We start from the raw sequence: 21,474 nt of genomic DNA, 5'->3' as shown, positions 1-21,474 counted from the left end.
GCGGTTCAACCCTACCGAACCGGGGTGCTCCCCGGTCCGGTCACATCCTCGGTTGACGATCCAGCCGCAGCGGGCATGGAATGGCAGCCATGCAAAAGGTGTCGATCGACGCGCTGGCCCGCCAACAACTCGAGCGGGCGGCATCGACCGGCCGCAACGCCGCCGACACGGTGGTGGGCGGTCACGAGCGGATCCTGCGCCAGACCGTGGTCGGGATGACGGCAGGTTCGGAGATGAGCGAACACGCCAATCCCGGCGAGGCCACCATCTTCGTGCTCAGGGGATCCGTGCGGCTGCTCGCCGGCGACGATCACTGGGACGGCCGCACCGGGGATCTGTTGCTGATCCCCGATGCACACCATTCCCTGCGCGCGCTCGAGGATGCGGCGATCCTGCTGACGGTGGCCAAGCGACCCTGACGCTCAGCGGCTGTCGGCCGGTTGCCCGGCGGCCGCGCCGTGGCGCCGGTGCACCAACACCCCGAGCCCGACGATGACGACGGCCGAGATCACCGAGAGTGCGATCGCCTGCTGCTGTTTGGGATCGAACGCCATCAACACCAGCACCGCGACGATCAGCCCGATCACCACCACGGTCAGGTACGGGAACAGCCACATCCTCACCGGCGGGCGTTCGCCCGCGGCCCGCATCTTGCGGCCGAGGACGAACTGGCTGATCGCGATGACGAGATAGACGAACAGCGCCACCGCGCCGCTGGTGGCCAGCAGGTAGCCGAAGATCTTCTCCGGCAGCAGGTAGTTGCCGATGACGGCGAGGAAGCCCACCGCGGTCGAGGCCAGTACCGCCACCCAGGGCGCCCCGTTGCCCGCGATCTTGCGGACCGCTTGCGGAGCGTCCCGACGCTCGCTGAGCGAGAACAACATTCGCGAGGCCGTGTAGAGCGCGGAGTTCAGGCACGACGCCACCGCGGTCAGGATGACGATGTCCATGATGAGCTTGGAGCCGGGAATGCCGATCGCCTCCAGCGTCGACTGGTAGGACCCGTCGGGCAGATCGTTGTACGGCATCAACGAGACGATGATGAAGATCGACCCGATGTAGAACAGCGAGATGCGCCAGATGACGGTGCGGACGGCCTTGGAGATGCCGTGCTGAGGGTCAGGTGATTCGGCGGCCGCGATGGTGACGATCTCGGTACCCATGAACGAGAACATCGTGATCAGCATGCCGGCGATGACGGCGCCGAAACCGTTGGGCAGGAATCCGTCCGGTTGCCAGAGATTCTCGATGCCGCTGACCTGCGAGTCGGGAATGAGGCCGAAGATCGCGGCCACACCGACGCCGATGAACGCGATGATGGCGACGACCTTGATCAAGGCGAACCAGAACTCGAACTCGCCGTAGTTGCCGACGCTCGCGAGGTTGGTGATGGTCAGTAGGAGCGTGACCGCCAGCGCCCAGATCCACTGTGCGCCACCGATCAGATCGCTCAGGATGTTCGCCGCGGCGGTGGCCTCCACCGGGATCACCAGCACCCAGAACCACCAGTACAGCCAGCCGATGGAGAAGCCGGCCCAGCCACCCAGGGCGCGGTCGGCATAGACCGAGAACGATCCCGTGTCGGGGTTGGCCGTGGCCATCTCCCCCAGCATGCGCATGACCAGCACCACCAGGGTGCCGGCCATGATGTAGGAGAGGATGACGGCCGGGCCCGCCTCCGCGATGGCGTTCTTCGACCCGACGAACAGACCCGCACCGATGATCCCGGCGATGGAGATCATCGTGATGTGCCGAGATTTCAGACTGGTACCGAGCTTTCGCTGGGTGCCGGTCTGCGCAGACTCCGTACTGACTTCGCTCATCGAGGATGCCTTCCGTCCGGGCCACGCGTGCCCCCCGCACCAAACAGGATGACAGTGTCCCCAGCGCGGAACTTTTTCAAACGCGCCGTAGGCCAACATTGCCCGCGCCGGCGGTGCGCGGCGTTATGGTGCACCTCGTGCGCGCGAATTTGTTAGCCAACGGCCGTGGCCGGTGGCTGGCGATCGCGGTGTCGCTGGTGGTGTCGGCCGGCATGTTCTATGCCCAGGACACGGAGAAGTCGGTGGCCCCGGCCGCCGTGCCGCCCGCCGCCGCTCCGGGTGGGCCGTCCGCGTCGCCCGCCGCTCCTCCACCCGACAAAGCCGAACTGCTGGCCGCCAGCGCGCCCATCGACGCGCGGGTGTTCGACCTGTCGCTGCCGCGCGGCGTCGCGCCGGAGGGCGGCCTGCAGGTCAAGACGATCTGGGCGGCCCGCGCGATCAGCGCGATGTTCCCCGAGATCACCACGATCGGTGGATATCGCCAAGACCCGCTGAAGTGGCATCCCAACGGGCTGGCGATCGACGTGATGATCCCGAACTACCACTCCGACGAGGGCATCGCCCTGGGCAATCAGATCGCCGGCTACGCCTTGGCCAACGCCAAGCGCTGGGGCGTGCTGCACGTGATCTGGCGCCAGGGCCTCTACCCCGGCATCGGAGCGCCGAGCTGGACGGCCGACTACGGCAACGAGACGGCCAACCACTTCGACCACGTGCACATCGCCACCGACGGTGGCGGCTACCCCACCGGCAAAGAGTCCTACTTCATCAACTCGATGCAGCGCTAGACCGCAATACCCGGTGCCCCGCACCGCAGGAAGCTCGCGGACGCGGGGTCGTCACCGCACACCGCGAACAGGTCCACCAGCGTGGTGGTCTCGTCGGGCTGAGGTTCGATCGCCGGTGGTGCCGGGGGCCACAGCGGGAAGATGCTGGCGCCCTCGACGCCGGTGAGCTTGGCGACGATCTGCGCCGCCAGATTGGTCGCGACGTAGACCAGGTCGCCGCCCAGCTGCACCGGGATGATCGCGACCTTGGCCACCAGGCTGACCAGCGGGATGCCGAGATCGACGAGATCCTGCAGGCCTGAGGTGAGCTGGTTGGTCGCACCGAACACGAAGTACGGCACCGAGGTCACGATGGTGCGCAGCGCGAGCCTGGCCTCGGTCGCGTCGTCGGGATAGCCGTACTTGGCGATGATCTCGAGGAGGTCGGCCCGCAGGGCGCCGTCGTCGTTCACCGGGTAGACGTTGCTGTCGTCCTGGTCGGTCAGGGACGTCCCGTCCGAGTCCCCCGACGGCGTACCCCCGAACAGGGTGAGCACCGTGGGGGTGACGTCGACGATCGAGTAGGTCAGGTTGATCGCGCCGGAGTCGAAGCCGGCCCCGTTCGCGATGACGAAAGTCGATGTCTCGGGCGGGGATTGGAAGCCGTGGCCGATGCCCTTCTGGGGTTGGTGGCCGTGGTCGGTGACCACGATGATCGTCCATTCCTGGCCGCTGGCCTCGATGGCGGCGAGGATCTCCCCGATGTTGCGGTCGACGTTGGTGATGGCCTCGGCGTACTCCGGTGAGTCGCCGCCGTGCATGTGCCCGTTCTCGTCGACCCCGACGAAGTAGCTGAAGACGAAGTTGCCGACGTTGGGGTCGGCGCCCAGGATCGCGGCCTCGGTGGCGTCGCCGACCCGGTCGTCGGTCTTCGACCAGTCGGTGTCGCCGGCGACCTGGGTGAAATAGATGTTGTTGTCGACTGTGGCCGCACCACCGGTTCCGGCGATGCCGGCGATCACGTCCCAGTCGGAGATCGCGGTGGTTTCGATGCTGCTGTTGAACTGTTCGAGCTGGGTGAACAGCGTGGGCCACGTCGAGTAGGTCCACGGGGTGAAGACGTTGTTGATCACGCCGGTCTTCTCGCCCCACGCCCCGGTCAGGATCGACGACCACGACGGGTTGGAGATCGTGGTGTGCCCGACGATCGTCGAGGCCGCCGTCGTGCCGCCCTGCATGAGGCTGAACAGGTTGGTGTTCTGCTGGTTGGCCAGGACCTTGCTGAGGTTGGTGCCGTCGATGCCGATCACCAGCACGTTCGGGGTGTCGTCGGCCGCCAGGGCGCTGACCTGCGGCGCGACGGTGCTCCGCTGCGTCGTCGTCCGCTCGTCGCGTTTCGCGGCGGCTGCCGTCAGCAACGTGGTGAGGGCGAGCGGCGCCGCGGGAGGCGGGCCCTCGGGGGCGTCGGCGCGTGAGGCGGCTTTTGCGCCTGCGGTGATCCTCACCGACGTCACGGCGCCGTCCGTGTCGTCTGCTCTGCGATCGGCGGCCCGGGCACGGCGAGCCTCCTGACGCTCGGCGCGCCGCGTCGCTGCCGCCTCGCGGGCCTCCTGACGGCGCTGCGCGGCAGCGGCCCGGCGCTCGGCTGCCCGGGATGCCCCGGTCGCGCTCTGCGACGACTCCGACGATGACACGGACGCAGACGCGGACGTGTCACCGCCGGTGTCGTCGGCGTATGCCACGCCGGGAGCAGCCGTGGCCACCGCCCAGCCGACGCCCAGCGTCACGGCCAGCGCTCCGACGCGTCCGATGGTGGCTGCCTGAACCTTTGCCTGACCCATGAAGTATCCCTTCGCCGACCCCCGTGGCGTGTGTTACGGCAAAATTACGCTCCCGTCAGCGGTTCGCGTCGGCAATTCGCTGAGATCGTCGTCGTGTCGGCCTAGAGTCGGATCGGTGACGAGCCCGCTGCGCCGAGCGTTCCGGCTGGCCGGCATGCGGCCGCTCCCTCTTCCGTCGCTGGGCACGTCGATTCCATTGCAGGGCAAGCGCATTCTGCTGACCGGCGCATCGTCGGGAATCGGTGAGGTCGCAGCGGAGAAACTGGCGGCCCAGGGCGCGACGGTGCTGGCTGTGGCGCGCCGGGCGGATCTGCGCGCGAAAGCCGCTGCGCCTCAACCTCTTCTGCCGGCCCCGCCGTCACCGTGAGGCCGGTGCGGCCGCTCGATGATGAAGGTCAGGCCCCAGCCGCCGTCGTTGCAGTACCAGCACTGGTAGGGGTTGTAGGTGGGGACCGCGCCGGGACCCTGCCCGGTGTTGGCGCCGCGGACGTCGCCCTGCGAGCAGACGGTGGTGCCGGCGGCGCTGGTGCAGTCGGCCGCGGCCGGCGGCAAGGCGATCAGCCCGGGGCCTATCAACGCCGGCAGGATCGTGACGTATTTGAGCCGCATGTCGGCCTCCCGCAGACGGCCGCGAACCCGTCATCGCGGAACCGTACCCGTCGACGATAACTCTTCCGGCCGCGCTCGCCCAAGGGCAGAAAGTCAACGGCGAAGCGTGGCGTGCGGGCTCTCGCCGTACTGTTCGCGGTAGTACACGGCGAAGCGCCCCGAATGCGAGAAACCCCACCGGAGCGCGATCTCCGCGACCCGCGTCGTGGACCGGTCGCCGGCCGCCAGCTCGGCGTGGGCATGAGAAAGCCGAACCCGGCGAAGGTATTCCGTGGGCGTGCAGTGGCAGTGCTTGCGGAACATGTACTGCAGCGCCCGCGGTGACACGTACACGGCATTGGCGATGTCGACCATCGAGATGTCGCGCTGGGCGTTGCTGTCGATGTAGGCGATCGCTCGGCGCAGCAATGTCGGTGTGGTGTCGTGCCGGTCAGCCGCGGTCGGCTCGAGATGGGCGGTGGTGGGAAATGCGGCCAGAACGCAGGCCGCCAGGTACTGCCGGGCGTTCGCGACCACCAGTGGGCTCTGGGCGGCGCAGGGATTGGTTGCCACGGAGTGCTTGATGTGCCGCAGAGCCGTGATCACGTGGGCTCCGGCGAGCGGTGACACCGGCGTCGGTGCCGTCAGGCGGACTGGTTCGCTGCCGGTCACTCCCGCCGCCACCGTGTCCAGCACCCGTCTGTCGAGGGAAATGGCGTCGAAGTGCACGCCGTGGGCCTCCCCGCTGAGGTGTTGGCCTTCGTGCGCGCCGAGCGCGATGATGTCGCCCGCCCGGGACAGGTGGGGTTCGGGCGCTGACGTCGTGTGCAGGATCGTGCCGGAACGGACGAGGCACAGCACGATGTCGTCGAGCGGTTCGCCGTCGAACGTGAAGTTCATGCCGTACTGGAAGTCGTCGAGCACCATACTGCCCAGCTCGGTGCGTTCCACGTGGACGCGTGGGACGGCATCGTCGGACGGGTTGAAGCACACTTTGGTGTAACTGGCACTCACCAGATGTTCGGCTTCACCCAGGTCCGCGGTGTCGAGCAGGACGGTCATCACAGGTCCCCAGACAGCCGGAATGGCGGGGGCTTCCTTGTTGAGCCACTCCCATTGTTCCCACTATCGCCCGTCGTATTCAACCCGGCGGCTTGACTCACGAAAAGTGCCCGCGAAACGCCCTCGGTGCCTCACGTAAGAATGCCCGCGAAATGGTGATAGTCGTGGAGCATGGGAAGTGGGTTGTCGATGGCGTCTCGTGCCGAGGTCACCGCCAGGTACGCCAAGGCGTATGTGAGGGCTTCGAAGAAGGACCGGGGCCGGATTCTGGATCAGGTGGTCGAGGTGACCGGCTGGTCGCGTGATAACGCCCGCCGGCGGCTCACGGTAGCGGCCAGGCGCCCGCCGGGTGCGGGCCGCAGTGTCGCAAAACGGCCGCGCAAACCGCGCTCGCCGAAGTACAGCTATGACACCCGTAAGGTGCTGCAGAAGGTCTGGGCCGCCTCGGGTGGGCAGTGCGGCAAGTACCTGGCTGCTTCGATGGCCCTGCAGCTCGACGGGTTGGAGCGCCACGGCGAGTTGGTCTTTGGCCGTGACCGTTACAGCCCGACGGTGCGCGAGGAGCTGTTGGCGATGAGCGCGGCGTCAATCGACCGCTATCTGGCGCCGGTGAAAGCCAAAGACCAGATCAAGGGCAAGTCCACCACCAAGCCCTCGCCGCTGTTGCGCTCGTCGGTCAAGATTCGCAAGGCCACCGACGAAATCGAAGCTGCGCCAGGCTTTTTCGAAGGAGACACCGTCGCGCACTGCGGGCCGACGTTGAAGGGCGAGTTCGCCCGCACCCTCAACCTCACCGATGTGCACACCGGCTGGACTTTCACGCGGACCGTGCGCAACAACGCCCACACCCACATCCTGGCCGCCCTGAAAGCAGGTGTGCATGAAATACCGTATGAGGTAACTGGTTTGGACTTCGACAACGGCACCGAGTTCCTCAACAAAGCCGTCATCAAATGGGCCGGGCAGATGGAGATCTTCTTCACCCGCTCCCGGCCGTACAAGAAGAACGACCAGGCCACCATCGAGTCCAAGAACAACCATCTCGTCCGCAAGTACGGGTTCTACTACCGCTACGACACCGACGAGGAACGTGCGGTGCTCAACCGGCTCTGGCCTCTGGTCAACGACCGGCTCAACTACCTGACCCCCACCATCAAACCCATCGGCTACGCCAGCAGCGGTGACGGCCGGCGCCGCCGTCTCTACGACCAGCCCAAGACCCCACTGGACCGGCTACTGGCGGCCGGCGTCCTCTCACCAGCCCAAGAATCGGAGCTCCTGACCTACCGCGACAGCCTGAACCCGGCCGCGATGGGACGCCAGATCGCCGACCTGCAGAACCGACTTCTCCAGCTGGCCAAGGAGAAAACCGAACAGCTCTACCTCGCCAGCATCCCCACCGCCCTACCCGACACCCGCAAAGGCATCCGGATCAAGGCCTCCTGACCCAACGCCGTTTCGCGGGCATTCTTACCTGAGGCATGGATCAGATTTCGCGGGCATCTTGATCTGAGGCATCACGCCCGGCCGGTTTAGAGTCAGCGGCGATCGAGCTGACGAGGGGGCGACGTGAGTCAATGGTTGGTGACCCATGTGCCGTCGTGGTTGTTGTTGATCCTGATCGTGGCCGCGACGGCCGGACTCGCCGTCGTGATCCAGACGTTGGTACGGCGCCGCTTTCCCGGCACCCGCGACGAAGAGCACAACGACGTCACCAAGTTCGCGTTCGGTGTCGTCGGTTTCGTGTTCGCGTTCTTCATCGGATTCGTCGTATCGGCCATGTGGGGGCAGATCAGCCACGCCGATTCGGTGGTGCGGACCGAAGGGGCGGCCGGGGCGCAGCTCGCCCGTGATTCCGGAGTGTTCGACGAGCCGGACCGCGATCGCATTCGCCAGAGCCTGATGGCCTACGAGCGGGCTGCGTTGGCGGAGTGGGACGAGTCGAACGCGGGCCGGCTCTATCCCGCGGCCGACGAGGCGCTGAACCGCCTCTACTCGGCATATGAGAGCGCGACGCCCCGCACCGACGCGCAAAAGACGTTGCTGTCAACGTCTTTCGGCAACCTGAACGACATGAGCAAGGCCAGGACGGAGCGAGTGCTGCAGGCGCGGACCGATACCGGTCCCCCCTGGTCGCTGTGGGCGGTCATCTTCGTCACCAGCGGCCTGCTCCTGGGGTGCGCGATCATCTACGGGGTCGAGAAGCCGGCCAACCACTACGCGATGGTGGCCATCATCGGCACGCTCGTCGGGGCGCAGTTGTTCCTCGTGGTGGAGCTCTCGCATCCCTATGTGGGGGCGGTGTCCACGGTGTCCGATCCGCTGCAGCAGGTCATCGGAATTCTCGAGCAGGCCCGGTGATCTCGGGTCCGCGCTGCATCAGGTCGTCGGCGAGAGTCTGCACGCGCCGCGCGATGTCGTCGCGGATGAGCCGCATGCGCTCGATCCCGTCGATACCGTGCTCGGAGGGTTCGACGGTGTCCCAGGTGTGGAATCGAGGACCCGCAACCGGTTCCACGTGGGCTTCGCGGCCCAGGGTCACGACCACGTCGACGTCACCGATCATGCCGGCGTCGAGCGGCTTCGGCGCCTCACCGCTGATGTCGACGCCCACCTCCGCGAGGGCTTGCGCGGACAGCGCGTTGACACGCTCGCCCGGTCGCGTGCCGGCGGAGTGGACGACGACGGAGTCGCCGACGAGCTGACGCATGAGTGCGGCCGCCATCTGCGACTTACCGGCGTTCTTCACGCACACGAACAACACCGACGGTGTCCGGGCATCCGTCATGCCGGCGCCTCCTCCGATCGGGCCCCAGCGAACCGATGGCGCAGGGCGAGTGACACGTAGACCAGACCGACGAGTACGGGAACCTCGATGAGGGGGCCGACGACACCGGCCAGCGCCTGCCCCGAGGTCGCGCCGAACGTCGCGATGGCAACGGCGATCGCGAGCTCGAAGTTGTTGCCTGCAGCGGTGAAAGCGAGCGTCGTCGTGCGCTCGTAGCCCAGGCCCAGCGCGGCTCCGAGCAGATAGCCGCCGCCCCACATGATCGCGAAGTAGGCCAGAAGCGGGACGGCGATACGGGCGACGTCGAGGGGCCGGCTGGTGATCTGGTCGCCCTGCAACGCGAACAGGACGACGATGGTGAACAGGAGTCCGTACAGCGCCCAGGGTCCGATCCTCGGCAGGAAGGTCCGTTCGTACCAGTCTCGCCCTCTCGCCCGCTCCCCCAGTCGACGCGAGAGATACCCGGCCAGCAGTGGGATTCCGAGGAAGATGACGACGGACTTCGCGATCTGCCAGGGGGAGGCGTCGATGCTCGTCTGCGGCAGTCCGAGCCAGCCCGGCAGGATCGACAGGTAGAACCACCCCAGTGCCGCGAACATCAGGACCTGGAAGACGGAATTCACGGCGACCAGGACGGCGGCGGCTTCACGGTCGCCGCAAGCCAGGTCGTTCCAGATGATGACCATCGCGATGCACCGGGCGAGACCGACGATGATGAGACCGGTGCGGTACTCCGGCAGGTCGGGCAACAGAAGCCAGGCCAGCGCGAACATCAGTGCGGGTCCCAGAATCCAGTTCAGGGCAAGGGAACTGACGAGCATTCTGCGGTCGCCGGTCACGGTGTCGAGTCGGTCGTAGCGCACCTTGGCGAGTACCGGATACATCATGATGAGAAGACCCAGGGCGATCGGGAGCGAGATGCCGTCGACCGCAATGCCGTTGATGACACGGTCCAGACCGGGCACCGTGCGGCCGAGCAGGAGTCCGGCGGCCATGGCGATACCGATCCACAGCGGCAGGAACCTGTCGAGGAACGTGAGCTTGTCGACGACGCCGGCGTCGGCTGTCATGAGCGGGCCATCAGCATCGGGCACCGAAGGTGTCCGAGTCGGCGAGCACGGTGTAGACCTCCCAGCGCTCCCCGGCGGGACCGCTCACCCAGACCTTGTCCTGCGTCGCGAAGCAGCACGTGGTGTTGATCTCCTCCTCGGTGATTAAGCCTGCGCCGGCGAGGCGGGCGATCTCGCGGTGCACGGTTTCGCTCGAATCCACCTCGACACCAAGGTGATTGATGGTGCCGCCGTGGCCGGGGTTCTCGAGCAGCACCAGCTTGACCGGAGGGTCGGCGACCGCGAAGTTCGCGTAACCGGGTTTCACCTTGGCCGGGGTGGTGTTGAAGAGCGCGGAGTAGAACGCGATGGCCTCGTCGAGGTCGTCGACGTTGAGTGCGAGTTGGATGCGGGATGTCACCGGCATCTCTGACATCACTGCCTCCCTACCTGTACGACGTATGTCGAAGTATTGACGACCGCCACGATGCCACCTTTGTGATGAATGTCAAGATGGTGGCACTATGGGTGAGTGCCCAAGAGCTTGCCGACCATCGACATGTCCGGGCCGGTGTGCTGTGCGCCGGTGGCCTCGGGTCCGATGAGCGATGCCGATGCGCTACAGGTGGCGCTGCGCCTGAAGGCTCTGGCAGATCCCGCCAGGGTGAAGATCATGTCGATGCTCTTCAGTTCAGCATCCGGTGAAGAGAACAGCGGCGCGTTGGCGGCGGCAATCGGGTTGACCGAGTCCACCGTCAGTCATCACCTCGCGCAGCTGCGCCGCGCCGGGTTCGTGGCCTCGGATCGTCGGGGCATGAACGTTTTTCATCGCGTCGCGCCCGATGCACTGGGCGCCCTGTGCACGGTGCTGGATCCGAACTGCTGCGGGTAGCTCAGATCACGCGGGCATACTGGTCGCTTGTGCTCCATGCTCAGAACTGAACGCGTCGTAGGCAGCTGCGACGGTATCGGCTTCGGCATCGGGGTGGTCGTAGGCGATGGCGTTGATCGCTGCGATGGTCGCGGGACCCAGACCGCAGTCGCGCGCCGCTGCACGTCCGTGGGTGAGAGCGCTGTTCAGCAGAATTTGGAAGTTGACGCGCAACTCGTCGGGTGTCGGCGAAGGGGACGGCATTTACGCCAGCGTAGAGGCCGGGGCGCGGCAAGGCGGCCGCTGATGAAGAAGTTTTCGCAGAGTTCACGGGTCGGCAACGACAGCTGATCCGTCGCCGCCGCCGGTGTGAACGATCCGACACAGCAGACCGAAGTGATCGGACGGGAACACTCGCGGCAACGCGCGGGAGATCGGCTCGGTACCGAGAAGGTCGATGCACGCCGGGGCCCACTGGTCCCCCGTGATCAGCACGCGGTCGAACCGCACGCCCCGGTGCTTGCGCTTGTTGTCGTACAGCATGAGGTTCACCGACGTGTTCTCGGTGAACCCTTCTTCGTTCGGATGCAGCGTCGCCCATGCGTCGGCACAGTCTGCGGGAAGGTCGACGTTCTCGGTGTCGCGCAGATTGAAATCGCCGCACAGTACGACGTTTTCGGTGGTTCCAGCGATACGGAACACCGCGTCCAGCTGGTGCGCACGGATCGTCGACGCGTTCTTGCCGCTTTGCAGATGCAGTGAGCAGACCGCCAGCTCCTGCCCGTTGACCGTGAGGTTCGCTCTCAGCAGGCCGCGACCGACACTGTGCGGCAGATGGGTGTACACAGCGTGCGATACCGGGAGCCGCGAGAGGATCAGCAACCCGTAGTTGCCGAAATCACGGCCGGTGGCCGCCACCGATTGGTAATTCTTCCGAATGCAGGGCCGGCCGAGGAACACATCGAGTGCCGCGGCAGTGACCTCCTGCAGCGCGATGACGTCCGGGGTGTAGGTCTCGAGCAGGTCGACGATGGCCTGGTACCGCGCTGTCGCGTGGTAGTCGCTGAACCAGATGTTGAACGTCGCGACACTCAGCTCGTCGCGCTCGACGGGAACCGCATCCGTGACCGCGACCCACCGATTCCTGTCGATGTCGAAGGCCGCCGTGTCGATGGTCCGCTGCGGGCGCAGCATCCATGTCAGCCGCCGTCGCTGCCGGGACAGGAAGGCGCGCACCACGCCATGGTGTCATCACCGCCACAACCTGGGTTGCGGAGCTGTAGATGCACGAGGAAGTCGGATCCTCCGTCTACCATTCCACCGGCGCCCCACCCCACGGAGAGGACGAGACGTGAGTTACACCGCCGCTGACATCACCGAGCTCGACGATGTCCAGCACACCCGCCTGCGGCCGGCGGTCAACCTCGGTCTGGACATCCTGAACACCGCGCTGCGTGAGCTGATCGACAACGCAGTGGAAGAGGTCGCCGATCCCAGCCACGGCGGGTCGACCGTCACGATCACCCTGCATGGCGACGGGTCGGTCAGTGTCGCCGATGACGGCCGGGGACTGCCGGTCGACACCGACCCGGCAACCGGCAAGAACGGCATCGTCAAGACGCTGGGCACCGCCCGCGCAGGCGGGAAGTTCTCCGCGCATGCCGACGCCACCAGCACCGGCGCCGGCCTCAACGGGATCGGTGCTGCCGCTGCGGTGTTCATTTCCGCCCGTACGGACGTCACGGTCCGCCGGGGCGGCAAGACCTACCTGCAGAGCTTCGGCGGCGGCTATCCCGGCGCGTTCGACGGCGAGGATTTCGACCCCGCCGCCCCGTTCACCCGTGCCGACGCGCAGCCGCTGCGCGGCGTGAGCAACCGCAAGCCCAAGGCTCAGGGCACCACGGTGCGCATCCTGTTCGACCCGGCCGTCGTGCCGGATTCCACGCTCGACATAGGCGAGGTTCTCCTGCGGGCGCACGCGGCCGCGCGCATGTCCCCCGGTGTGCACCTGAGCGTCGTCGACGAGGGTTGGCCGGGTGACGAGGTGCCGCCGGTGCTGCTCGAACCGTTCACAGGTCCCTGGGGCACCGACACGCTCCTCGATCTCATGTGCACGGCGGCCGGCTCCCCCGCGCCGGTGGTGCGGGCCGTCGTCGAAGGCCGCGGGGAGTACACCACCGGTCGCGGACCCACACCGTTTCGCTGGTCGCTGACGGCAGGGCCTGCGGAACCGGCGACGGTGGCGGCGTTCTGCAACACCGTGCGCACGCCCGGCGGTGGGTCGCATCTGACCGCGGCGGTGAAGGGGCTGTCCGAGGCGCTGGCCGACCGGGCGTCCCGGATCCGCGACCTCGGCCTCGCCAAGGGCGAAGAAGGACCGGAGGCACAGGATTTCGCGGCCGTCACCGCCCTTGCCGTGGATACCCGCGCTCCCGACGTGTCGTGGGACTCGCAGGCCAAGACGGCGGTGTCGTCGCGGTCGTTGAATCTGGCGATGGCACCGGATGTGGCGCGCAGCGTCACCATCTGGGCGGCCAACCCCGCCAACGGTGAGACCGTTTCGCTGTGGACGAAGCTGGCCCTCGAATTCGCCCGGGCGCGACGCAGCGCCGAGGGCGCCAAGGCCCGTTCGCGCGCAGCGTCGAAAGCCAAAGGGCTGGGCACCAACCTGTCGCTGCCGCCGAAGCTGCTCCCCAGCAGGGAGACCGGTCGCGGCTCGGGAGCCGAGCTGTTCCTTTGCGAGGGTGATTCGGCACTGGGCACCATCAAGGCCGCGCGCGACGCGACCTTCCAGGCGGCCTTCCCACTGAAGGGCAAGCCACCCAATGTCTACGGCTTCGCGCTGAGCAAGGCCCGCGCCAAGGACGAATTCGATTCGATCGAACGGATTCTCGGCTGCGGCGTGCGCGACAACTGTGATCCCGAACAGTGCCGCTACGACCGCATCCTGTTCGCCTCCGACGCCGACCCCGACGGCGGCAACATCAACTCGAGCCTGATCTCGATGTTCCTCGACTTCTACCGCCCACTCGTCGAGGCCGGCATGGTCTACGTGACGTTGCCGCCGCTGTTCGTGGTGAAGAACGGTGACGAGCGAATCTACTGTCAGGACGAGTCCGAACGAGACGCCGCGGTGGCGCAACTGAAGGCCACGTCCAAGAAGCGGGTGGAAGTGCAACGCAACAAGGGTCTCGGCGAGATGGATGCCGACGACTTCTGGAACACCGTGCTGGATCCGCAGCGCCGCACGGTGATTCGCGTCCATCCCGACCACGACGAGGCGAAGCTGCACCACACGTTGTTCGGCGGGCCGCCCGAGGGGCGTCGCACGTGGATGGCCGAGATCGCCGCCCGCGTCGACACCTCTGCGCTCGACCTCGACTAGGAGTTTGACGTGTCTGCCACCCTGGACATCCCGGAACAGAACCCGGACCTGGTGCTCGACCAGAGCGCCGACGACTACTGGAACCACTATCAGCTGACCTTCGCGCTCTACAGCGTCAGCGACCGTGCCATCCCGTCGGCGTTCGACGGCCTCAAACCCGGCCAGCGGCGTCTGCTGTACCAGATGCACGACTCGCGGCTGCTGCCCGGCAACAAGCCGCAGAAGTCGTCGAAGGTGTGCTCGGCGGTCACCGGCAATCTGCACCCGCACGGGGGCGCGTCGATGTACGGGGCGGCGGCACTGATGGCCGCGGAGTTCCAGCGCGTGAAGGTCATCGACGGGCAGGGTGCGTTCCCCCGCATCCAAGGCGACATCCCCGCCGCCGACCGCTACACCGAGATGCGGCTGTCGGCGCCGGGTGCAGCGCTGACCGCCGAACTCGACGACCACGCCGTGCCGATGGTGCCCACGTTCGACGGCGAATGGACCGAGCCCACGATGCTGCCGGCGCAGTGGCCGGTGCTGCTGTGCAACGGTGCCGTCGGTATCGCCGAGGGGTGGGCCACGAAGGTGCCCGCGCACAATCCCCGCGAGGTGATGGCCGCCTGTCGCGCGCTGCTCAAGACCCCGAACATGACCGATGACAGGTTGTGCAAGCTCATTCCCGGGCCGGACTGGGGATGCGGCGCCACCGTCGTCGGCACGGCCGGGTTGCGGGAGTACATCACCACCGGCCGGGGTGCGTTCACCGTGCGCGGCACGATCCACATCGACGGCAAGAACTGCGTCATCACCGAGCTACCCCCGGGTGTCGCGAGCAACACTGTGCAAGAACGGATTCGCGCGCTGGTGGAGTCCGGGGAGATGTCCGGTGTGGCCGACATGTCGGATCTCACCGATCGTCGCAACGGTCTGCGCATCGTCGTCACCGCCAAACGCGGCCACAGCGCCGAGGACATCCGCACGCAGCTGCTGGCGCTGACCCCGCTGGAATCGACGTTCGCCGCCAGCCTGGTGGCCCTCGACGAGAACCGCGTGCCCCGCTGGTGGTCGGTCCGTCAACTGATCGCGGCGTTCCTGAGCCTGCGGGACTCGGTCGTGTTGCACCGCAGCGAGTACCGACTGGAGAAGGTCACCGCGCGCCGGCACCTGGTGGCAGGTCTGATGACCATCCACCTGGACATCGATGCGGCGGTCGCGGTCATCCGGGGTTCCGACACCGTCGACGAGGCCCGGCAGGGGTTGCAGGAGCGGTTCGGAATCGACGCCGTGCAGGCCGATTATGTTCTGGCACTGCAGCTTCGCCGGCTCACCAAGCTCGACGTCATCGAGTTGCGGGCCGAGGCGGAGAAGCTGGACGCCGAATTCGCGGCGCTGACCGAGTTGGTGACCGACCCGGATGCACGCCGCAGGGTGATCGATCAGGAACTCGTCGAGACGGCGAAGCTGTTCAAGGGGCCGGAGTTCGACCGCCGGACGGTGCTGGACACCGAGGCCACCCCTGTGACGGCGAGCGGTGACGAGGACGGACCGCGCGAACGCAAGGTCAACACCGCGTGGCGCCTCGACGATCGCGGGGTGTTCTCCGACAGCCACGGCGAGCTGTTGACGTCCGGTCTCGGCTGGGCGGTCTGGACCGATGGGCGCGTGAAGTTCACCAACGGCAACGGTTTGCCGTTCAAGATCCGAGACATCCCCGTGGCGCCCGACATCACCGGGTTGGTGCGCTCGGGAGTGTTGCCGGAGGGGTATCACCTGGCTCTGGTGACGCGGCGGGGCAAGATCCTGCGCATCGACCCGGCGGCGGTCAACCCGCAGGGTGCCGCGGGCAACGGTGTGGCCGGGGTGAAGCTCGCCGGTGACGGCGACGAGGTGGTCGCCGCGCTCCCGGTGTCGTGCGCCAACGGTGAGGCGATCCTGTCGCTGGCCGAAAAGAGTTGGAAGGTCACCGAAGTCGCCGACATCCCCGTCAAGGGGCGGGGCGGCGCAGGTGTCGGCTTCCACCCGTTCACCAAGGGCGAGGACGCACTGCTGGCCGCGTCGATCTCGGCGACCGGTTATGTGCGCGGGACGAGAGCCGTGCGCGCCGAGAGTCGAGCGAAGGCGTCGATCAAGGGGGCGGGAAGCGACGTCGTACCGGCAGGCTGATCAGTCGCCGTAGTGCCAGGACCGGGTGCGCACCGGGGTGACGTAGATATAGGCGGAGCCCGGCCTCGGCTCGGTGGGCAGCTCATCCTCCGGCACGCCGCGCCTGCGCGCGCCGTGGCGGGCGAGCTCGACGGCTTCCTCGCTGTCGCGGACGACGCGGGCGTTGCCCTGGAACATGACGCCGCGGATGTCGGACATGGTGGAGCCGTCCTCGAGCATCACGCTCACCTTCGGATTCGCTTCGATGTTCGCGATCTTGTGCGTGCGGTCGCGCACGCCCATGACGATGTCGTCGCCGATCCGGAAGTAGCCCAGCGGCACGCTGTGGGGAAACCCGTCGTCGTCGATGGTCGTGAGGGTCGCCCAGCCCGGCCGGCTGTCGACAAGGGCCTTGATCTCGTCATCGGTGAGTGCGCGGGGCATGACACGAGGTTACTGATGGGCGACTGCAACGATTCCTCCCTGAGTACAGCTTTTTGTGAATACACAATTCTATGTACTATCGAGCGATGCCGACCGTCGTCCACACCGATGCGCTGGCCCGCTTCGGGCACGCGCTGTCCGATGTGACGCGCACGCGCATCCTGCTGAGCCTCGCCGCCGGTCCGGCCTATCCGGCCGACCTGGCCGAGCGACTCGGGGTGTCCCGCCAGATGCTGTCCAATCACTTGGGATGTCTGCGCGGGTGTGGCCTCGTGGTCGCTGTGCCGGAGGGCCGTCGCACGCGATATGAGTTGGCCGACGAGCGCATTGCTCACGCTCTGGACGATCTGATGGGGCTGGTGCTGGCCGTGGATCCCGACTGTCGCTGCGTCGCATCCGACGGCGCGGTCTGCGGGTGCACCTGATGGCGCCCGTGGCACTCACCGACACCCGGCGCCGGCTGTTGGCCCGTCGCATCCGGTTGTTCGTCGCGCTCACGATCTCCTACAACATCATCGAGGCCGTCGTCGCCGTCACCGAAGGTGCCCGGGTGTCGTCCACGGCGTTGATCGGGTTCGGGCTCGACTCGGTGATCGAGGTGTCGTCGGCGGCGGCCGTCGTGTGGCAGTTCTCCGGCCGGGACCCCGAGGCGCGCGAAAAGGTCGCCCTGCGCATCATCGCGTTGTCGTTCTTCGGGCTCGCCGTCTACGTGATGGTGGACGCACTCCGCGCCATGCTCGGTGGAGGCGTGGCCGAACACTCGACCATCGGCATCGTGCTGGCGGCGCTGAGCCTGGTCATCATGCCGGTGCTGTCCTACGCGCAGCGGCGCGCCGGCCGCGAACTCGGATCGCTTTCTGCCGTAGCAGATTCCAAGCAGACGCTGCTGTGCACGTACCTGTCGGCGGTGCTCCTCGTCGGCCTGGTGCTCAACAGCCTCTTCGAGTGGACCTGGGCCGATCCCATCGCGGGTGTGGTCATCGCCGCGATAGCCGTCCGCGAAGGCGTCAACGCCTGGAAGGGCGATACCTGCTGCCCGTCACCCGTCGTCAGCACAGGTGAGCCGGCCTGCTCGAGCTGCGACTGCTGATTTCCCTTCACAGCCGCTTCCCAGCGTGGTTTGCTGAAAGGGGTCCAGGGGAGGTTGCGCAGTGGGGCAAGCAAACAACATCGGCCGAGTGGGCGCACTGGCCGTTGCATTGGGAATCGGTTCGGCGATCGTCGGATTGGCTGGGGAGGCGCAGGCCGAACCCGACGCAACGAGTACGTCGGCGGGCACATCGCAGAGCGCCGACGCTCCCAGGAACCACACCAGGAAGATTTCCGACAAACCCTGGCGCGGCAGCACACGCACGAGCAAGCGAGGTACCGGCAGCGCTGATGTCAAAGTCGCTGCCAGCGAACAGGATTCCGATCTCGCCGAGCGGTCCGCGCTGCCGCGGACGAAGCGGTCCACGGCACTGCGGCCGCTGTTCTCCCCGAAGCCGAAGCCGGCGAGCACACCTGACGCGCCGGCCGCCTCGTCGCTGCTGTGGACGATGGTGGGCTCCGCGCGGCGCGAAGCCCGCGATGTCGAGGCTGCTGTCGGAACCTCCGAACTTCCCGGGGAGGCGTTCGAGGCCCCGGTCGTCACCCCCGACGGCACCGCGTACCAAGTGACCCGTGAGGTGTTCAGCCGGCGCGAGTCCATCACCCACGTCTCCGTCCTCGATGACAACGCTCAGGTCATCGCGAGCGCAGACATCGACGGGTATGCCTACTTTCCCGCGGCACGACCCGACGGGACGGTCGTCGTCGTCACCCTCGGCCCGGGCGGCAGGCGCTCGACTGTCTCGACCGTCGACAGCGCCGGAACAGTCACCAGGATCGCCAAGATCACCGGCACGCCGGGTCGGCAGGTTCGCGTCGGAGCGGACGGCGCGCTGTACATCAGCACTGAGGTCCCCACCTTCGGTGTCATGGGAGCGACCCGCCCCTACCGGTTGGTGCGGATCTCACCGAACAGCACCGCCCAGGTTCTGCCGCACGACACCGCGGTCGAACTCAGACCCGACGGGAGCGCGTACCTGGTGTCGACCCAGGGCGGGTTCTCGTCGGTGCGGGTCTTCACGGCAACCGGCGCGACACGAACCGTCGCGCTGCCGTACGGCTCAGAACCCAGCGACCCGATCGTCGGTGACGACGGCACGGTCTACGTCACCGCCGGCGTGAAGGGATGGTTCGGCAGCAAGACAACCCGCATTTACGCCCTCGCCGGGACGTCGAGCACGGTGCGCACCGTCGACGGCCTGCCCGGGTGGACCGTGGTGACGCCCGACGGCGTCTACCTGGAGACGTACACCTATCCCGGTTCGACCGACGATGGCACCGGAACAACCCTCATCTCGAAGATCACGCCGACCACGCTGGACACCTCCGACGTGATCGAGGGCCGCATCGTCAGTTTCCTGATGCAGGTCGCGGCGGATGGCACTGTCTTTGCGCCGCTGGCGGTTCCGGCGTCGTCGACGACCACCCCGGTGGCGATCGTCGCCCCCGACGGCACCGTCGCCGTCGTCGCGGTGCCGGGCACACCGACGCAGTCGTCGGTGGCGCCAGGGCAAGGAGGCGTCGTGTCCCCCGCGACGGAGAACGTCGGCTACGTCAACTACACCGCCGAGGGATCCGAACACGTGGCCGTGCTGAACACCGATGGCACCATCGTGCGCATTGTCGATCTTCCGTCGGGTGCGGCGGGAAACGCAGTGGTGTTCGGCCCCGACGGTGCGCCGTACCAGCTGCTGCGCTACACGGGGCCTGACGGCTTCATCTCGGCCTATCAGGTACTCGCGCTCTCGACCGACACGGTCACGACCGAAGTGCCTGGATTGGCGGGATACATCGAGTTCGGCCCGGACGGCACCGGATATCTGCGCGTGTCGGGAAGTGGCGGCGCATGGAACATCCTGGGCTTCGATTCGACAGGGCACACCGTGATCCCGCTGAGCGAGTTCACCAGCCTGACGTACGTCTTCACGGAGTTCTACAAGCAGAGATTGCTGACCTTCGCCCCGGACGGCACCGCGTACGTGATCAACAACGACCTCGACCCCACCGCAAGCGTGTACGCACTGACGCCGTCGGGCGCACAGAAGGTGCTGGAGGCAGCGGGCAGATCCAATACCTCGCAGAGTTTCCTGTCGGAGTTCGAGCCGAACGGAACGGCGTACGTCAAGCTCGGGACGGCCACGCGAGACACCCTCGTGTACAGCTTCTCGGCGCTGGCTGTCGTGTGACCGCGGATGCGGCGGCTCGTCGTGGTCGGTCAGCTCGACCACTTCTTCCAGGCCAAGAACGTGAGCACTTCCGGTGTATTAGCCGGACCGAGTACATCGCTGCGTGTGTTCACAAGCGGCTGCTGATGTTCGGCGTCGGCGCGCGGTCTCGGCCCCGGGTTCCCTCTGACGAGAGTGTGATCAGCTATCGAAGGCGCCGGGTGACGTCGGCGCTGCTGCCACGACGGGGTCGTTTCGCGAGGAGCTAGGGACGATCCGGCCGGGCGCCCGAGCGAAGTGTCTCCGAGGGGGTCTCTCCGAAATGCTCTCGATACTGACTGGCGAATCGGCCCAAGTGCAGGAATCCCCAGCGGACGGCGACCGTCGTCACGCTGACCGAGTCAGGAGAGCTCGACGCCAACTCTGCGTGCACGTGGTTCAGTCGAAGCCGTCGGAGGTAGGCCATCGGCGCGGGATGGTCGGACCGTTCGAACGCCCGCTGTAAGGAACGTGCACTGACTCCCGTTGCTCGCGCCAATTCTGCGGTGCTCCAGAGCTTTTGCGGCTGCGCATGCATCAGATCGATTGCCCGCTTCGTCACTGCTGCGCTGGCCGGGTGTTCGCGTGCGGTCAGCGCATCGGTGAAGTTGTGGGGCTGCATCTGCAACAGACCCTGTATCAAGAGGAGTTGGAGGTTGCCCACCGCGAGCGGGTGGTTCAGGAGGCCTCCGGGCTGCCAGGCTTGCCGGCCGAGGAGCCGCACCAAGGAATACCAGTCCTTCGCGGCAGTGGAGCTGAGACTGAGCCGCCGATCGAACGTGATTCTTTCTCGGACGGGACGGTCGAGCATGGCTTCGAGCTGGCGCCGCATCTGTGATTCGGGCACCTTGACGCACACCTGATCGCAGTCGGCGGACCAGGCGAGCCGGCACGGCGTTCCCGGTGTGAAGATGGCGACGGCCCCTGCGGTCGTGGCGACATCCTCACCGTCGCGCCACCTGTTCATCGCCGTGCCTGTTACCGGTGCGTCGATGTAGTAGGCACTGACGTCGTCGGCTCGTATCTCGATGTCCACCCCGAAGCCGACGTCGCCGACGGTGACCATGGGAAGTACCAACGCCTTCATCTGCGTCTTCACCGCGGCGGTTTCGATGGGAGCCAGTTCTGCGGCCACATAGAAGCGGCCTACGGCATCGGCCGCCTCGTCGACGTCAGTTGTGCGCACCTCCGCTGCCTGCTCGAACGGCGCGTCGGTCATGTGGTGCTCCCAGCTTGTCATGCGCGGGGGGCTCCTCGCCGGTCCCCCGAAATCCTACTGCCCCGCGTCATTGCGGCCCTCCTTCAAGCATGCCAGCCACGTACCTGGCGCGAATCGGCCAATGCAGGGACTTCCAGCGGATAGCTGGCCCCCACACCGCCTGATTAGGTCGCCGGTGGACTTATGAAGGAGGTGACGGAGTGGGCGAAATCGGAGA

Annotated in this window: 19 protein-coding genes and 2 pseudogenes; 11 read left to right on the top strand and 10 right to left on the bottom strand. The window is 66.8% G+C overall.

The genetic code is table 11. From position 1 onward, the window contains the following. Positions 1 to 89 precede the first annotated feature (89 nt). The gene (locus ACXYX3_RS12740) at positions 90 to 419 is read left to right on the top strand and encodes a cupin domain-containing protein (RefSeq protein WP_241207567.1); all 330 of its coding nucleotides are present in this window, start codon (positions 90 to 92) and stop codon (positions 417 to 419) included. Positions 420 to 422: 3 nt separating this feature from the next. On the opposite strand, the gene ACXYX3_RS12735 is transcribed toward ACXYX3_RS12740, so the two are convergent. After that, positions 423 to 1,823 (bottom strand): amino acid permease, encoded by a 1,401-nt coding sequence (locus ACXYX3_RS12735; RefSeq protein WP_458611911.1) that lies wholly within the window; start codon positions 1,821 to 1,823, stop codon positions 423 to 425. A 128-nt stretch (positions 1,824 to 1,951) separates the two neighbouring features. Here ACXYX3_RS12735 and ACXYX3_RS12730 point away from each other — a divergent pair, with 128 nt between their 5' ends. Beyond that, positions 1,952 to 2,611: a VldE C-terminal domain-containing protein gene (locus ACXYX3_RS12730; protein WP_374238436.1), complete on the top strand. Its 660-nt coding sequence runs from the start codon at positions 1,952 to 1,954 to the stop codon at positions 2,609 to 2,611. Here ACXYX3_RS12730 and ACXYX3_RS12725 read toward each other — a convergent pair. Then, positions 2,608 to 4,431, bottom strand: coding sequence for an alkaline phosphatase family protein (locus ACXYX3_RS12725; RefSeq protein WP_458611910.1), 1,824 nt, complete (start codon positions 4,429 to 4,431; stop codon positions 2,608 to 2,610). The genes ACXYX3_RS12730 and ACXYX3_RS12725 overlap by 4 nt on opposite strands. A gap of 154 nt (positions 4,432 to 4,585) precedes the next feature. On the opposite strand from ACXYX3_RS12725, the pseudogene ACXYX3_RS12720 reads away from it, so the two are divergent. After that, a pseudogene (locus ACXYX3_RS12720) lies at positions 4,586 to 4,744 on the top strand (SDR family NAD(P)-dependent oxidoreductase); the annotation flags it as partial. 20 nt (positions 4,745 to 4,764) lie between these two features. Here ACXYX3_RS12720 and ACXYX3_RS12715 read toward each other — a convergent pair. Continuing rightward, positions 4,765 to 5,040, bottom strand: coding sequence for a hypothetical protein (locus ACXYX3_RS12715; protein ID WP_458611909.1), 276 nt, complete (start codon positions 5,038 to 5,040; stop codon positions 4,765 to 4,767). Between the two features lie 93 nt (positions 5,041 to 5,133). Beyond that, on the bottom strand, positions 5,134 to 6,081 hold the full coding sequence (locus ACXYX3_RS12710) for a helix-turn-helix transcriptional regulator (RefSeq protein ID WP_458611908.1): 948 nt from the start codon (positions 6,079 to 6,081) through the stop codon (positions 5,134 to 5,136). 189 nt (positions 6,082 to 6,270) lie between these two features. Between ACXYX3_RS12710 and ACXYX3_RS12705 the strand changes: the two genes are divergently transcribed. Next, positions 6,271 to 7,527, top strand: coding sequence for an integrase catalytic domain-containing protein (locus ACXYX3_RS12705; RefSeq protein WP_176215952.1), 1,257 nt, complete (start codon positions 6,271 to 6,273; stop codon positions 7,525 to 7,527). A 123-nt stretch (positions 7,528 to 7,650) separates the two neighbouring features. Next, on the top strand, positions 7,651 to 8,442 hold the full coding sequence (locus tag ACXYX3_RS12700; protein ID WP_458611907.1) for a bestrophin-like domain: 792 nt from the start codon (positions 7,651 to 7,653) through the stop codon (positions 8,440 to 8,442). On the opposite strand, the pseudogene arsB reads toward ACXYX3_RS12700, so the two are convergent. Together arsB and ACXYX3_RS12690 are read right to left on the bottom strand one after the other, a co-directional pair. Continuing rightward, positions 8,414 to 9,939 (bottom strand): annotated as a pseudogene (arsB, locus tag ACXYX3_RS12695) (ACR3 family arsenite efflux transporter). The gene ACXYX3_RS12700 and the pseudogene arsB sit on opposite strands and share 29 nt — an antisense overlap. Positions 9,940 to 9,949: 10 nt before the next feature. After that, positions 9,950 to 10,345: an ArsI/CadI family heavy metal resistance metalloenzyme gene (locus ACXYX3_RS12690; RefSeq protein ID WP_241207604.1), complete on the bottom strand. Its 396-nt coding sequence runs from the start codon at positions 10,343 to 10,345 to the stop codon at positions 9,950 to 9,952. 105 nt (positions 10,346 to 10,450) lie between these two features. Here ACXYX3_RS12690 and ACXYX3_RS12685 point away from each other — a divergent pair, with 105 nt between their 5' ends. Then, positions 10,451 to 10,810 (top strand): Rv2640c family ArsR-like transcriptional regulator, encoded by a 360-nt coding sequence (locus ACXYX3_RS12685; protein ID WP_241207574.1) that lies wholly within the window; start codon positions 10,451 to 10,453, stop codon positions 10,808 to 10,810. Between the two features lie 6 nt (positions 10,811 to 10,816). On the opposite strand, the gene ACXYX3_RS12680 is transcribed toward ACXYX3_RS12685, so the two are convergent. Next, on the bottom strand, positions 10,817 to 11,053 hold the full coding sequence (locus tag ACXYX3_RS12680; RefSeq protein WP_241207575.1) for a hypothetical protein: 237 nt from the start codon (positions 11,051 to 11,053) through the stop codon (positions 10,817 to 10,819). A gap of 63 nt (positions 11,054 to 11,116) precedes the next feature. After that, entirely contained in the window at positions 11,117 to 12,025 is a 909-nt protein-coding gene (locus ACXYX3_RS12675; RefSeq protein WP_458611906.1) for an endonuclease/exonuclease/phosphatase family protein, read from the bottom strand. 115 nt (positions 12,026 to 12,140) lie between these two features. On the opposite strand from ACXYX3_RS12675, the gene ACXYX3_RS12670 reads away from it, so the two are divergent. Both ACXYX3_RS12670 and ACXYX3_RS12665 read left to right on the top strand, forming a co-directional pair. Continuing rightward, positions 12,141 to 14,174, top strand: a complete 2,034-nt coding sequence (locus ACXYX3_RS12670; protein WP_458611905.1) for a toprim domain-containing protein — start codon at positions 12,141 to 12,143, stop codon at positions 14,172 to 14,174. Between the two features lie 9 nt (positions 14,175 to 14,183). Next, positions 14,184 to 16,322, top strand: a complete 2,139-nt coding sequence (locus tag ACXYX3_RS12665) for a DNA gyrase subunit A (protein ID WP_458611904.1) — start codon at positions 14,184 to 14,186, stop codon at positions 16,320 to 16,322. Here the strand turns inward: ACXYX3_RS12665 and ACXYX3_RS12660 are convergent, their stop codons facing one another. Continuing rightward, the gene (locus ACXYX3_RS12660) at positions 16,323 to 16,745 is read right to left on the bottom strand and encodes a pyridoxamine 5'-phosphate oxidase family protein (RefSeq protein ID WP_241207579.1); all 423 of its coding nucleotides are present in this window, start codon (positions 16,743 to 16,745) and stop codon (positions 16,323 to 16,325) included. A gap of 86 nt (positions 16,746 to 16,831) precedes the next feature. On the opposite strand from ACXYX3_RS12660, the gene ACXYX3_RS12655 reads away from it, so the two are divergent. The 3 genes from ACXYX3_RS12655 (at position 16,832) to ACXYX3_RS12645 (ending at position 20,020) form a co-directional block, all read left to right on the top strand. Further along, the gene (locus tag ACXYX3_RS12655; protein WP_241207580.1) at positions 16,832 to 17,170 is read left to right on the top strand and encodes an ArsR/SmtB family transcription factor; all 339 of its coding nucleotides are present in this window, start codon (positions 16,832 to 16,834) and stop codon (positions 17,168 to 17,170) included. Beyond that, positions 17,170 to 17,835, top strand: coding sequence for a cation efflux transmembrane domain-containing protein (locus tag ACXYX3_RS12650; RefSeq protein WP_458611903.1), 666 nt, complete (start codon positions 17,170 to 17,172; stop codon positions 17,833 to 17,835). Before ACXYX3_RS12655 ends, ACXYX3_RS12650 begins: the two co-directional genes overlap by 1 nt. Positions 17,836 to 17,896: 61 nt before the next feature. Next, entirely contained in the window at positions 17,897 to 20,020 is a 2,124-nt protein-coding gene (locus ACXYX3_RS12645) for a hypothetical protein (protein ID WP_458611902.1), read from the top strand. Positions 20,021 to 20,264: 244 nt separating this feature from the next. Here the strand turns inward: ACXYX3_RS12645 and ACXYX3_RS12640 are convergent, their stop codons facing one another. Continuing rightward, the gene (locus ACXYX3_RS12640) at positions 20,265 to 21,257 is read right to left on the bottom strand and encodes an AraC family transcriptional regulator (protein WP_458611901.1); all 993 of its coding nucleotides are present in this window, start codon (positions 21,255 to 21,257) and stop codon (positions 20,265 to 20,267) included. Positions 21,258 to 21,474 lie beyond the last annotated feature (217 nt).

The organism is Mycobacterium sp. Panama NTM2 (assembly GCF_054355555.1).
This window is presented reverse-complemented; position numbering and strand designations above follow the sequence as displayed.

Bases quoted from the DNA above. Each gene is read 5' to 3' on its own strand.
- ACXYX3_RS12680 (WP_241207575.1), bottom strand. From the start codon at position 11,053: ATGCCGTCCCCTTCGCCGACACCCGACGAGTTGCGCGTCAACTTCCAA.
- ACXYX3_RS12710 (WP_458611908.1), bottom strand. From the start codon at position 6,081: ATGACCGTCCTGCTCGACACCGCGGACCTGGGTGAAGCCGAACATCTG.
- ACXYX3_RS12650 (WP_458611903.1), top strand. From the start codon at position 17,170: ATGGCGCCCGTGGCACTCACCGACACCCGGCGCCGGCTGTTGGCCCGT.
- ACXYX3_RS12740 (WP_241207567.1), top strand. From the start codon at position 90: ATGCAAAAGGTGTCGATCGACGCGCTGGCCCGCCAACAACTCGAGCGG.
- ACXYX3_RS12690 (WP_241207604.1), bottom strand. From the start codon at position 10,345: ATGCCGGTGACATCCCGCATCCAACTCGCACTCAACGTCGACGACCTC.
- ACXYX3_RS12725 (WP_458611910.1), bottom strand. From the start codon at position 4,431: ATGGGTCAGGCAAAGGTTCAGGCAGCCACCATCGGACGCGTCGGAGCG.
- ACXYX3_RS12660 (WP_241207579.1), bottom strand. From the start codon at position 16,745: ATGCCCCGCGCACTCACCGATGACGAGATCAAGGCCCTTGTCGACAGC.
- ACXYX3_RS12640 (WP_458611901.1), bottom strand. From the start codon at position 21,257: ATGACCGACGCGCCGTTCGAGCAGGCAGCGGAGGTGCGCACAACTGAC.
- ACXYX3_RS12705 (WP_176215952.1), top strand. From the start codon at position 6,271: ATGGCGTCTCGTGCCGAGGTCACCGCCAGGTACGCCAAGGCGTATGTG.
- ACXYX3_RS12735 (WP_458611911.1), bottom strand. From the start codon at position 1,823: ATGAGCGAAGTCAGTACGGAGTCTGCGCAGACCGGCACCCAGCGAAAG.
- ACXYX3_RS12655 (WP_241207580.1), top strand. From the start codon at position 16,832: ATGCCGACCGTCGTCCACACCGATGCGCTGGCCCGCTTCGGGCACGCG.
- ACXYX3_RS12715 (WP_458611909.1), bottom strand. From the start codon at position 5,040: ATGCGGCTCAAATACGTCACGATCCTGCCGGCGTTGATAGGCCCCGGG.